Source organism: Pseudogracilibacillus auburnensis (genome assembly GCF_003201975.1).
Classification (GTDB): domain Bacteria; phylum Bacillota; class Bacilli; order Bacillales; family Amphibacillaceae; genus Pseudogracilibacillus; species Pseudogracilibacillus auburnensis.
On sequence record NZ_QJJQ01000009.1, the window covers coordinates 139,837 to 153,103 of the forward strand.

The following is a 13,267-nucleotide window of genomic DNA, read 5'->3' on the forward strand; positions in this document are numbered from 1 at the left end:
TTATGTTAAAGATCACTATAAAACCAAACAATTTAGTATTAATGTTAATATTATTTTTAAGTATCTTGCCTTCTGTTTATGTGCTTTCCTTTGGCATGCCAGTTTTATATTTGCTATTACCTATAGGTGTTCTTATTTTTTTCTTTGTACTATTAGGTGAAATAGGTGTTCCGAAAATTACCAAAAGTATAATTTTGCTATTTATTCTTATTTTAATTGAAATTTTCATATCTACTCTATATGGAACAATAACTACTATTGATAAATTTGAATTTCCAACAGATTCGTTTCAATATATTGCAAGATACTTAGCTTTGATTTCCTTTATAATCTGGTTTTATAAAGGGAATATTAAAGCCGATACTTTTATAAAGTATTTTTTAGTGTTTTTAAATATCGCCATGCTAATAGGAATACTTCAATGGATACCTTGGCCAGGAAGAGAGTTCTTCATACAATTATATCCTTTTAGAGATGGAAGTCTTCAGCTTAATCAATTAAACAGAGATTTATCTGGAATAAGAATGCATGGGTTTTCCCAACATGGAACAGCGAACGGAGGAATAGCGACATTCTTCTTTGTATTTGCTTACTCAGTTTTTAAATATTACAAGAAGTATAAAGGTTTATCCGTGATTCTTATGGTTCTAGCGATTGTAACTATTTTTGCAAGTCAAGCTAGAGCAGGGATGTTAGCATTAGTATTTTCAATATTGTTATTTTATATTATCAATATATATATATTCAAAAAAAGTTTGAAACCCACATTATATATGTTTTTTGGAACAACATTCCTTTTTGGTGTTGTTACATATCTTTATAAAAGTGGTAATAATTTCATTGTTCCAATGGTTTCTAAGTGGAATCAACTATTTGAGACAGAAGGTGGAGGCCGAACAGAACAGGCGCTTTACTTTTTTTCGGAAATAGAAACCCCATTTCAGTTCTTATTTGGTCTCTCTAAACAAGTGATAAATAATAGCGTATATTCCTATGGAGTTGAGATTGAGCCAGTAAATATATTTATACAATATGGTGCTGTTGGTTTTTTACTACAATATTCTGTAATTGTTATATTGTTAATATATTTTTTAAAGGGCATGAAATATCTTTATTATAATAAAACTATAATGACTTTAATGGCAGCTTCGTTTGTTGGACTGTTTAGTTATCAAGTTTTTTCTATAGGCTATTATTTTTTTAGAGAACTTAGAGTTGGCCTATTCCCATGGATACTTATGGGAGTAGCAATTGCTGTTTATGAGAGATATAAAAATAATGGAGGTAACTATGAGCAAGAAAATTAAAGAAATATGTATAATCTCATCTGGTTATCCAACCCCAGAAGTACCTAAATATACTTTTGTCGATCAATTAGTTAGTTCATGGGCAGATATGGACATTAGTTGTACAGTTATTTCACCACAAAATATTAGCAATACTTTATTTGAAAAAAATAAAAGAAGACCTAGGGAATGGACAAAAACAACTAAAAAAGGTAATAAAGTTAAAATTTATTCTCCAAGATATATTTCTTTCTCAAGAAAAGAAATATTTAGATTTAACGCTGGAAGTTTAACAATAAAAAGCTTCAAGCATTCAGTGTATAAAGAACTTAACAGATTGAACCTAAATGCAGATGCTTTTTATGGACACTTTATAGTATCATCTGGTATTACAGCTGTTGAACTAGGGAAAAAGTATAAAATTCCATCCTTTTTCGCATTTGGAGAAAGTTCACTAGAACATATAGAAAAAATAGGTGTTGAAAAAATTTCTAATGCACTTACTGATGTCAGTGGTGTGATTTCTGTTTCAAGTGAAAATAAACGACGATTAATTGAAAGAGATATCGTGAAGAGTGATAAAATTGAGGTTTTTCCGAATGCAATAGATAGTAATTATTTTTGTCAAAAAAACAAACAGGAAATGAGAAAAAAACTTGGCTATAATCAGAAGGATTTTATTATTGCTTTTCTAGGACATTTTATTCATAGAAAGGGGACAGCGAGAGTATCTAAAGCATTGGATGGGCTACCTGGAGTTAAGTCTATTTTCATAGGAAGTGGATCGGAAACACCAACATGCGAGGGTGTTTTGCATATGGGGAAAGTACCTCATAATAAAATTGCTGAAAAGTTGAGTGCAGCAGATGTTTTTGTTCTTCCTACATTAAATGAAGGATGTTGTAATGCTATAATTGAAGCTATGGCATGTGGATTACCGATTATTTCCTCTGACAAACCATTTAATGACGACATATTATGGGAAGATAATTCAATTAGGGTAGATCCAATGAATATAGAAGAGATAAAAAATGCTATAAAGTTAGTAAGGGATAATGAACAATTGAGGCGTAGAATGTCTGCAGCTTCATTAAAGCATGCTTCTACACTAAGAATTGAGAATCGAGCTAAGAATATAATTAATTTTATGGAGAAAAGCTCTTATTAAGTAATTATCTTTTTAGAGTTGTTGATACTTCAGTAAAAATTAATTTAATTATACTCTTCACATTTGACAATGAGAGTATTGGTGAAGGGCAAAGTCTATAGAACATGCTTAAGGATTCAAGCTTTTAATTTCAAAAGGTATTAGCCGATGTAGCCAATAATTTTATATCCGCTATTCCAAATAAAATGCAATCTAATCTATCCCTGTATTCATAACAAATAAAAGGCTTTAATTTTTAAGGTAAATAGACGGTATTTATATCAAGATAGGTTATTTTTGGAGGAATAATAATGATAAAAAAAATTAAAACGTTTGGAAGGATAGTAAAAAACAAACCAAAAGGTTTAATTTATGCCTTAGGAGATAAGCGTGTATTCAATTGGTTGCCCGATAAATATTACTTAAAATTATTATATTGGGGAGAAACAGGAAAAAAACTTAACCTTGTTAATCCTCAGACATATAATGAAAAATTACAATGGTTAAAACTTTATAATAGAAAACCAGAATATACTAAATATGTTGATAAATATGCTGTTAGATCTTATATTGCTGAAATTATTGGTGATGAGTATTTAATACCACTAATCGGAGTCTATAATAGTATTGATGAAATAGACTGGAATTCCCTTCCAGAAAAGTTTGTATTAAAGTGTACACATGGTTCCAGTGCTAATATTATTTGTACAAATAAAAAAGAATTAAATATAAAGGATGTAAAAGGAAAATTAAATAAGTGGATGAAAAAAAATTGGTACTGGTTTGGTAGAGAATGGCCTTACAAACAAGTTAGACCGCGGATTATTTGTGAAAAGTTTATTGAACAGAACGATGGTGATGAGTTACGAGACTATAGGTTTTTTTGTTTTAATGGAGAACCTAAATTTATAACAGTGGATTTTAGTATAACAAATAAGAAAAAAACAAGAAGGAATTTATATGATTTAGAATGGAATCTTATGGATGAGGAGATATCTTATCCAAAGGAATTGGGAATCAAAGTTAAAAAACCTGAAAAATTATGTGAAATGATTAATTTAAGCAAAAAATTATCTGCAAATATCCCCCATCTTAGAGTCGATTTTTATTATATTAAAGAAAAAATAATATTTGGTGAAATGACATTTTTTCATCAAAGTGGTATGGGTCAAATTAGACCAACTAAATTTGATAATCAAATAGGAGAATGGCTAAAGTTACCGAAAACCGATTGAAATAATTTCAAAAATGTTGCTTTGGAAGAGGACATAGGGATTAGAATCCACAGCTTTAAGAACATAAAAAAAGTGTTGAAAAAAATCCAATGCACTTATTAGACGTTAGTGGCATTGTTTTTGTTTCAAGTAGAAATAAAAGAAGTTTGATTGAAAAAGATATTGTGAAAAGTGATAAAATTGAGTTTTTCCAAATGCAATACATAGTAATTATTTTTATCAATAAACAAACAGGAAATGAAAAAAATCTAGTGGTATTATTAAATTTAATCTGCTTATTATAAAATAAAATATATACCGAAGTTTGATTAATAGTCATTTGACTTATTGGCGGTTTGTATAAATTAATCTAAAAAATTCTAGATATAGTTATTGGAGTATAATATTTCTTTCCTAATTTAAAAATTTAAAAATTAAAAAATTATTGGAAGAGCCTGAAGTTATAAAAGGAGAAAATTAAGGTGGAAGAGAAAGAATTTAATAAAAGAATTACAAATGCAACAAAATGGTCATCACTAACGCAAGTAGTTTCTAAGATTATTACTCCATTAACTAATATGATATTAGCAAGGATTTTAGCTCCTGAGGCATTCGGTGTTATAGCCACAATAACAATGATTATCAGTTTTACTGATATGTTTACTGATGCTGGTTTCCAAAAATATCTAGTACAACGTGAATTTAAAAATGTGAAGGATAAGTATCAAAGTGCAAATGTAGCTTTTTGGACAAATTTCATTCTGTCTCTTTTTTTATGGGCGATAATAATATTATTTAATAATCAAATAGCTATGCTAGTTGGGAACCCAGGTCTTGGTATTGTGATTGTTATAGCGTGTATTCAATTACCTTTAACATCTTTTTCTAGTATTCAAATGGCTTTGTATAGACGTAGTTTCGATTTTAAAACATTATTTACAGTTAGAATTATTGGGATTGTTATTCCATTTTTAGTTACTATACCTTTAGCATTCTTTGGTCTTAGTTATTGGTCTTTAATAATTGGTATGATTTCTATGCAAATTTTTAATGCAATATTTTTGACACTTAAATCAAAATGGAAACCTAATTTATTTTATGATTTTAAAATTTTAAAACAAATGCTTTCTTTTAGTATTTGGTCCTTAATAGAGTCAATTTCTATTTGGTTCACAGTTTGGATTGATACATTAATTATTGGTTACTTTTTGAGTCAATATTACTTAGGCCTTTATAAAACATCAACAATTATGGTTAACTCACTATTAGCGTTAGTTACAGCCGCTATTGTTCCAGTGTTATTTTCAACTTTATCTCGCTTACAAAATGATAATAATAAATTTAATAGTATGTATTTTAAGTTCCAAAGATTAGTTTCTGTTTTGGTATTTCCAATGGGTGTTGGTGTTTATTTATATAGTGACTTAGCCACACAATTAATGTTAGGTAATCAATGGAGTGAAGCAAGCAGCATTATTGGAATATGGGCTTTAACTAGTGCAATAATGATAGTATATGGTCAATTTTGCAGTGAAGTGTATCGTGCAAAAGGAAAGCCTAAGTTGTCCTTTTTAGCACAAGTGCTACATTTAATAGTGTTAGTACCTACAGTTATTATAGCTGCAAAATACGGATTTTGGCCACTTGTTTTTGCAAGATCTTGGATTAGAACGCAGTTTGTTGCTGTTCATCTAATCATCATGAAGCTTGTAATGAAAATTTCTATATTTAAAACATTTATTAATGTATTACCAACTATGATTTCTGTATTAGTAATGGGTCTATTTGGTTATCTTTTGATAAAAGTAAGTGATAACGTGCTATGGAGTATAATATCGATTTTTTTATGTGCACTCATTTATTTTGGTGTTTTATTCTTGTTTCCTAAAATGAGAAAAGAAATAATGAGTTTGGGGAAAGGAGTATTGCCGCAAAAGGTTTCAAAAAATAGAAGTTGATGTAGAATAGTTTTGCGCCATTCCCCTGCTATATTAAAGCAGTAAAGTGATTAGTGCCTATCTAAATTTGCAATGGTGAATATTTTCTTATTTAAAGTATTGGAATGTATAATTCGTAAAACTTTAAAGATTATTTTCAAGTGTATCAAATATGTTGATGAACTATTAAGTTTAAGGAGTAAACCATGAGTGATAAAACATTAAATACAACTAAAACATATCTTATAACAGGTGCGGCAGGATTTATAGGATCCTTCTTGTCTAAAAAACTATTAGAACAAGGATGCCAAGTAATTGGTATTGATAATCTAAATGATTATTATGACATCAATTTAAAACAAGCACGATTTGATCTTTTAAAATCTTATAAGAACTTCACTTTTATTAAAGGTGATATTGCTGAAAAGTCACAGTTGACGGATGTTTTCGCTAAATACAAGCCAAACTTTGTAGTGAATTTAGCTGCACAAGCGGGAGTCCGTTATTCCATAGAGAATCCCGATGTATATATTCAAAGCAACATCATAGGCTTTTATAATATCCTAGAAGCTTGTAGACATCATCCTGTAGAACATTTAGTTTATGCATCTTCTAGCTCTGTCTATGGTGCAAATAAAAAGGTTCCTTTTGAAGAAACTGACTTTGTTGATAATCCTGTATCTTTATATGCATCTACCAAAAAATCAAATGAATTAATGGCTCATACCTATAGTCATCTATACAACATTCCTGCAACAGGTTTACGTTTCTTTACGGTTTATGGACCGATGGGAAGACCAGATATGGCCTATTTCGGATTTGCAGATAAGTATTTCGCTGGTGAACCGATTAAAATATTTAACAATGGTGATTTTGATAATGACTTATATCGTGATTTTACATATATAGATGATATAGTTACAGGGATTGAGCGCTTGTTAACCAACCCACCATCAAAGAGTGAAGGTGCACCCCATCGAGTCTTTAATATCGGAAATAATAATCCAGAAAAACTTATGGATTTCATACATGCTTTAGAAAAAGCGTTAAGTAACGCAACTGGAAGAAAAGTAGAGTTTGAAAAGATCTATGAACCTATTAAACCAGGTGATGTACCAGCTACATATGCGTCTACTGATTTATTGTATGAAGCTGTTGGATTTAAACCAGAAACGTCAATTGAAGAAGGTCTACAGAAATTTGCTGATTGGTATGTTGATTACTATAACGTAAAATAAAAGCAAGGATGTGGTTAAAAATGAAAATCGCAGTCGCCGGCACTGGCTATGTCGGTCTTTCTAACGCCGTTCTGTTAGCCCAACACAATGAAGTCGTCGCGTTAGATATTATCGAAGAAAAAGTCGATATGATTAATAACAAGAAGTCACCGATAGCAGATAATGAAATTGAGGAATTTCTTACTACGAAAGATTTAAACTTAAAAGCAACGACTGATCCTGAAGAAGCTTTTACAGATGCGGAATTTATTATTATCTCTACGCCGACAAATTATGATCCTGAAAAAGACTATTTTGATACAAGTTCAGTTGAAACGGTTATTGAAAATGTTTTATCTATTAACCCACGCGCGACAATGGTCATCAAATCAACGATTCCAGTAGGGTATATAGAAGCAGTGAGCAAAAAATTTATGACGAATAATATTATGTTTTCACCAGAGTTTTTACGTGAAGGGCAAGCGTTGTATGACAATCTGCATCCATCACGAATTATTGTTGGTGAACGATCAGAACGTGCAAAAAAGTTTGCTCAACTACTTGCTGAAGGCGCAATTAAGAAGGATATTCCAATGCTCTTTACTGATTCTACGGAAGCTGAGGCAATTAAGCTGTTCGCAAATACGTACTTGGCAATGCGTGTGTCTTTCTTTAACGAATTAGATACATATGCGGAATTAAAGGGACTTGATACGAAACAAATTGTGGAAGGCATTGGGTTTGATCCTCGAATTGGTGATCATTACAATAACCCATCGTTCGGATATGGGGGCTACTGCTTACCGAAAGATACAAAGCAACTTTTGGCTAACTTTAAAGATGTGCCGAACAATATCATTACGGCAATTGTCGATGCGAATGATACGAGAAAAGATCATATTGCAAATAGGATTTTAGCACGTAACCCTGAGATTGTTGGGATTTATCGTTTAACGATGAAGACAGGTTCGGATAACTTCAGACAATCTGCCATCCAAGGAGTTATTGATCGTATCAAAGACAAAGGCATTGAAGTTGTTGTGTATGAACCTGTTTTAGATGCAGAAGAATTTGATGGAATTCGCGTTGTGAAGGATTTCAATGAATTTAAAGAGATTAGTGATGTGATCGTCGCTAATCGCCTTGATGAAGAGATTAAAGATGTTAGAGATAAAGTATATACGAGAGACTTATTTAGTAGGGACTAGATAGATTGAAATGAAAGACCTGTGATGGAGTTGCAGGTCTTTTTTGGCAGATAAAACTTTTATTACATAAGTACAACTAAGGCTTGGCGAGAAGCCAAGCTTTAAAAATAATGAATAAATCGATGGAGGTATATCGTTGAACTGGCAAACTGAACATGAAAGATGGCTACATTTTCCCGAGTTAAATCAAGAACTTAGACAACAACTACAAGCAATAGGCGACCAAAGTGAGTTAGAGGATTGTTTTTACAAGCATTTAGAATTTGGAACGGGTGGGATGCGCGGCATCATTGGCCCTGGAACGAATCGGATGAATATCTATACGATTCGTAAAGCGGCAGAAGGATTAGCGCGTTTTATTGTGCAACATGGGGATGAAGCAAAAAATCGTGGTGTCGTCATTGCATACGACTCGCGCCACAAGTCGGCTGCATTTGCAATGGAAGCAGCAAAAACGCTCGGTTACCACGGGATTCAAGTGTATGTTTTTGAAAGTCTTCGAACGACTCCAGAATTATCTTTTGCTGTGCGTTATTTACATGCATTTAGCGGGATTGTTATTACGGCAAGTCATAATCCGGCTGCATATAACGGGTTTAAAGTGTATGGGGAGGATGGTGCTCAATTTGCATCAGAAGACGCGGATGTGGTAGTTGCTAAAGTAAATGAGGTCGAAAATGAGTTAACGATTCCAGTTAGTGAGGAAGCGGTGTTAAAGGAAGCGGGACTACTTGAAATCATTGGCGAAACAGTGGACCAAGCTTATTTAAAGCAATTAGAGTCGTTAATCGTAAAACGCGACGTGATCGATCAAGTTGCAGAAGATTTTACTATTGTGTATACTCCCCTCCATGGAACAGGGAATATACCAGTTAGAAAAGGACTTAAGGCAGTTGGATTTGAGCATGTCCATGTAGTGAATGAACAAGAACATGCAGATGGAGGTTTTCCTACGGTGAAATATCCTAATCCAGAAGATCCAGCAGCATTTTCTTTAGCAATGGAGTATGGAAAAAAGCTTGGAGCGGATATCTTACTTGCGACAGATCCGGATGCAGACCGGGTTGGAGTTGCCGTGCAAGCGGACGGGGATTATAAGCTACTCACAGGAAACCAAATTGGTGCATTATTACTTCACTATTTAATTACACAAAAGAAAAATGACCTACCTAAAGGCGCAACAGTGCTTAAAACAATTGTAACTTCTGAACTAGGACGGGATATCGCCGCTGCTCACGGAATTGAAACGATTGATACGTTAACAGGCTTTAAATACATTAGTGAAAAGATTAGAGAGTTTGAAGCCCAGGGTGATCGCTCGTTTTTATTAGGGTATGAAGAAAGCTATGGTTATTTGATTGGTGATTTTGTCCGTGATAAAGATGCGGTGCAAACTTGTTTGTTGCTTGCGGAAGTTGCTGCATATTATAAGGTGAAAAAGATGACATTGCTCGATGCGCTCAGTGAAATTTTCAAAGAGTACGGATACTATTTAGAAGGATTGGAGTCACTCACCTTAGAAGGAAGAGAAGGTGTGGAGAAAATAGCAGCGATCATGAGTGATTTTCGTGAGAATCCACCTATGCATTTGCGGGAAGGCGAGTTCTAATTCGTGAAGATTATGCGAGTAGTGAACGCGTTTATGTTGAGGACGGTATGGATGGAAGGACGGGAATTATTGAGCTTCCAAATTCGAATGTATTGAAGTACAAGCTTGAGGGCGGGGCATGGGTGTGTGTGCGGCCGTCTGGAACGGAGCCGAAAATTAAGTTTTATTTTGGCGTGAAGGAAGAGACTGCAGAGGCAAGTGAGCAGGTGTTGAAGGAAGTGGTGGAGGAAGTGATGGGGAGAGTATCGGTAATGAGTACGGTTTAAAATAAGGTAATGATAAAATCCCTGAATCAAAGGAGAGAAGATCTTTGGCTCGGGGATTTTTGTTTTAAATCTAGTTTTGCAAAGTTAAATATTTTTCATTGCATAACCCTGACTTTTATTTTGCATTACTTTCAATAATTGCATTTATCAAAAGAAATGTGACTAGTGACTTTATCAATACTACTAGAATGTTAAGTGAAGAATATAATTTTACTTAAAGCAAAAATATAATACAAACTCTGCCTTTAAATCAATATATAGAATAAAAAACATATAATAAGCACTATATATTGACTATGGTGATTGTGAGTGTATAATTACTAGTAATGATACATATGTTCCATGTTTGTCGAATGAGTGAGAAGGAAATTGAATCAGCTTCCCAAATATTATAAGATTTGCGTAATCTATTCCCGAATTAGTGGTGAAATGAAGTCAGAGAGATTGGTTCAAGCCGAAGAAATGCTAGAAAATATGGCAAATAAAGAAATGAAATTTGGTAAATGGTTTATACAGCAATTAAAGAATTTGAAGCATGTTTCAATTGATGAAAAGGTACATGATGGTGATATGATTTTAGATAATAAATGTAAAGTAGTAGCAACACCAAGATATACCACCAGGCATATTTCATTATATTTTCCAAGTTTAAAAAGTGTAATTACAGGTTATGCAGCTGCTAAGGAGAATCATGAATTAGTTATTGCTAATCCACAATAACACCCAGGTATAATACAATAGATCTTCAATAAACGCGCAATTCAGGAATAAGAAATTGTGCTTTTTTGTTCTATTCCTTTTCAAGTAATTAATCGGGGGAAATTATAAATACTATAATCTTTGCTATTCTTCTTTTAAGTAGTAGTAGCTTGATTCTATTTCGTCTTTTAAAAAACAAAAAAATATTTTCTGATTTTGCAACTTTTTATATGGCTGTTTCGTGGATAGGTTGAAGGGGGGAAGGCGGTGGATTTAGATGAGGCGTTTGAAGCTTATGTAGATGATCTATATCGATACTTGTTTTCCCTTTCAAAAAATCACCATACAGCAGAGGATTTAGTTCAGGAGACGTTTTACCGGGCGTATCTTCAGCTGATGGAAGATGACATAAACCATATTAAACCTTGGTTGTTTAAAGTGGCCTATCATGCTTTTATCGATTTTATCAGAAAACATAAACGACTAGTCATTACCGATGGGGTACATAATCAAATCAGCATGAAATCACCGGAAGTTGATCTTTTAGAGAAGGAAGGGTTTGCCGCACTCATGAACGATATTCATTCATTGAAGGATACCGAAATGCATGCACTTGTTCTTTGTGACTTGCATCATTTGAGTTTAAAAGAAGCGGCTGAAATTCTTCAATTAAATCTAAATACGCTGAAGAGCCATTTATCAAGGGGAAGGAAAAAGGTGGTTGAAAGGGTGAAGGATAGGAGGAGGCAGGATGGATAAAAAGCAAAAACAAAACGATGAGGAATTTTATCAATCTTTTTTAAACGAATCGATGCAGGACTACGCAAAAAACCACAAGGTGCCGGAAGAGAATCAAAAACGGCTGATTAATGCGGGCAGAAACCATGCGCTAAAGACAAACATTATGATCACTCTAGCTATCTTACTATTAATTGTGCCGGTGCTCACCTTAAGTAGCTATTTGTATTACGCGATTGGCGGAAAAGCGAACCATTTAATTGATATCACCACAAAAACTATTTATGTAACTGAACCGAACATGAGTTTAGAAGAGATGGAGTTAGAAGAGGATATCGGATTTTTTACGATGAATATTTATTTTGATGTGTTTAAGCGGATTGGGAAAGAGGATTATAAAGCGGGGGAATACTCTATTCTTATTGCGCTGGATAAGCCAAATTTTCCTGAGCGTGATATGAAGCTTGAGAGGCCGCTTCCCATTACAGGGGACATGGAGACAGATATGCTTTATCATCCAGACGGGCCATATGGCAAAAAAGTCAATTCGGACTGGGATATTCTCGAGCACCTTCCGGATGGAACGGTAGGGGAGATTTATCTTTCTTTGAATCATTTAATAAAGCCGGAGGAGCTTGAAAATCAGTTCGGGAACAAGGTCGAGGTAAGATGGGTAGCCGTTGATACGGGGCTTGAGGATAAGAACTTATATGAAGCGGGATATTCAGTTGCGCCAATCGGCTATCCGCTACAGGTCGACACCAGCACATGGTCACCATTTAATGGAGAAAAATCAAATGAGGAGGTATTTTTAGATATTTTAAAATTCCTTACTAAGGATGAAAAAACAGCCGAGAAAATATCGCGGGCAAGATCTTTAGCTTTAAAAGAAAGAATCTCTTACATTGAGAAAAATGGAATCCAAGTCTATGGAGCAGTTGTCACCGGACCAACTTCGGAATTAAGAAAACTGAAAGATAATGATCTAATTAAAGTCATGAAGGTGGGGGAAATGAAGCTATGGAACTGGAAATAAACAATATGAGCAAAGGAAAACAAAGAAAATTGCCAACCATTTCGGGATTTCTATCCTTCCTGATCGCTCTTATGGCGCTGGCGGGGATTAATGTTGCATTATTAATTGATATCGATGATTTTCCGGAAATGTTTCTCATCACCCTTCCGATTGTTGGTTTTTTTTTAGGGTTGTTTGGGTTGATTACATCCAAAAGATCGAGATTATATGCACTTTGGGGAATAGGGATTAGTTTGTTTATTTTAGTCTTTACATTTTTAATGATCGGGATATCTTGGGTGGGGATTAATCCGAAGCCTTGATATATTAATGGGAATTAAAAGCTTATTAAGCAAAAGGGTGCGATTGTTGAGTATTTAATTACTAATAATCACTATTTAATTACACAAAAGAAAAATGACCTACCTAAAGGTGCAACAGTGCTTAAACCAATTGTAACTTCCGAACTAGGACGGGATATCGCCGCTGCTCACGGAATTGAAACGATTGATACGTTAACAGGCTTTAAATACATTAGTGAAAAGATTAGAGAGTTTGAAGCCCAGAGCGATCGCTCGTTTTTATTAGGGTATGAAGAAAGCTATGGTTATTTGATTGGTGATTTTGTCCGTGATAAAGATGCAGTGCAAACTTGTCTGTGGCTTGCGGAGGTTGCTGCCTATTATAAGGCGAAAAAGATGACATTGCTCGATGCGCTCAGTGAAATTTTCAAAGAGTACGCATACTATTTAGAAGGATTGGAGTCACTCACCTTAGAAGGAAGAGAAGGTGTGGAGAAAATAGCAGCGATCATGAGTGATTTTCGTGAGAATCCACCTGTTGAATTTGTGGGAAGGCGAGTTCTAGTGCGTGAAGATTATACGAATAGTGAACGAGTTTATGTTGAGGACGGTATGGATGGAAGGACGGA

Annotated in this window: 9 protein-coding genes and 3 pseudogenes; all 12 read left to right on the forward strand. The window is 33.8% G+C overall.

What is annotated here, in order from left to right; all coding sequences use genetic code 11:
* Nucleotides 1–2: 2 nt before the first annotated feature.
* A complete protein-coding gene (locus DFR56_RS13170) occupies nt 3–1,307 on the forward strand; it encodes a hypothetical protein (RefSeq protein WP_110395913.1) in 1,305 nt (434 codons plus the stop codon).
* Nucleotides 1,291–2,454, forward strand: a complete 1,164-nt coding sequence (locus DFR56_RS13175) for a glycosyltransferase family 4 protein (RefSeq protein WP_158525641.1) — start codon at nt 1,291–1,293, stop codon at nt 2,452–2,454. Before DFR56_RS13170 ends, DFR56_RS13175 begins: the two co-directional genes overlap by 17 nt.
* 290 nt (nt 2,455–2,744) lie before the next feature.
* Nucleotides 2,745–3,668, forward strand: coding sequence for an ATP-grasp fold amidoligase family protein (locus DFR56_RS13180; RefSeq protein ID WP_110395915.1), 924 nt, complete (start codon nt 2,745–2,747; stop codon nt 3,666–3,668).
* Nucleotides 3,669–4,129: 461 nt separating this feature from the next.
* Nucleotides 4,130–5,605 (forward strand): lipopolysaccharide biosynthesis protein, encoded by a 1,476-nt coding sequence (locus DFR56_RS13190; RefSeq protein WP_110395917.1) that lies wholly within the window; start codon nt 4,130–4,132, stop codon nt 5,603–5,605.
* Between the two features lie 185 nt (nt 5,606–5,790).
* On the forward strand, nt 5,791–6,822 hold the full coding sequence (locus DFR56_RS13195; protein ID WP_110395918.1) for a GDP-mannose 4,6-dehydratase: 1,032 nt from the start codon (nt 5,791–5,793) through the stop codon (nt 6,820–6,822).
* 20 nt (nt 6,823–6,842) lie between these two features.
* Complete coding sequence (locus DFR56_RS13200; protein ID WP_110395919.1) at nt 6,843–8,009, forward strand: nucleotide sugar dehydrogenase; 1,167 nt, start codon at nt 6,843–6,845, stop codon at nt 8,007–8,009.
* 136 nt (nt 8,010–8,145) lie between these two features.
* Nucleotides 8,146–9,884 (forward strand): annotated as a pseudogene (locus DFR56_RS13205) (phospho-sugar mutase).
* A gap of 411 nt (nt 9,885–10,295) precedes the next feature.
* Nucleotides 10,296–10,598: pseudogene (locus DFR56_RS13210) on the forward strand (MBL fold metallo-hydrolase); the annotation flags it as partial.
* Nucleotides 10,599–10,850: 252 nt separating this feature from the next.
* Nucleotides 10,851–11,342 carry a sigma-70 family RNA polymerase sigma factor gene (locus DFR56_RS13215; protein ID WP_110395920.1) on the forward strand — a complete coding sequence of 164 codons (492 nt, stop codon included), beginning with the start codon at nt 10,851–10,853 and terminating at the stop codon, nt 11,340–11,342.
* On the forward strand, nt 11,335–12,357 hold the full coding sequence (locus DFR56_RS13220) for an anti-sigma factor (RefSeq protein WP_110395921.1): 1,023 nt from the start codon (nt 11,335–11,337) through the stop codon (nt 12,355–12,357). The genes DFR56_RS13215 and DFR56_RS13220 overlap by 8 nt, the downstream gene beginning before the upstream one ends.
* Complete coding sequence (locus tag DFR56_RS13225) at nt 12,342–12,659, forward strand: hypothetical protein (protein ID WP_110395922.1); 318 nt, start codon at nt 12,342–12,344, stop codon at nt 12,657–12,659. The genes DFR56_RS13220 and DFR56_RS13225 overlap by 16 nt, the downstream gene beginning before the upstream one ends.
* A 117-nt stretch (nt 12,660–12,776) precedes the next feature.
* Nucleotides 12,777–13,267: pseudogene (locus tag DFR56_RS13230) on the forward strand (phospho-sugar mutase); the annotation flags it as partial.

Coding starts and splice junctions, on each gene's coding strand:
- DFR56_RS13175 (WP_158525641.1), top strand. CDS start 1,291: ATGAGCAAGAAAATTAAAGAAATATGTATAATCTCATCTGGTTATCCA.
- DFR56_RS13170 (WP_110395913.1), top strand. CDS start 3: ATGTTAAAGATCACTATAAAACCAAACAATTTAGTATTAATGTTAATA.
- DFR56_RS13195 (WP_110395918.1), top strand. CDS start 5,791: ATGAGTGATAAAACATTAAATACAACTAAAACATATCTTATAACAGGT.
- DFR56_RS13200 (WP_110395919.1), top strand. CDS start 6,843: ATGAAAATCGCAGTCGCCGGCACTGGCTATGTCGGTCTTTCTAACGCC.
- DFR56_RS13225 (WP_110395922.1), top strand. CDS start 12,342: ATGGAACTGGAAATAAACAATATGAGCAAAGGAAAACAAAGAAAATTG.
- DFR56_RS13180 (WP_110395915.1), top strand. CDS start 2,745: ATGATAAAAAAAATTAAAACGTTTGGAAGGATAGTAAAAAACAAACCA.
- DFR56_RS13220 (WP_110395921.1), top strand. CDS start 11,335: ATGGATAAAAAGCAAAAACAAAACGATGAGGAATTTTATCAATCTTTT.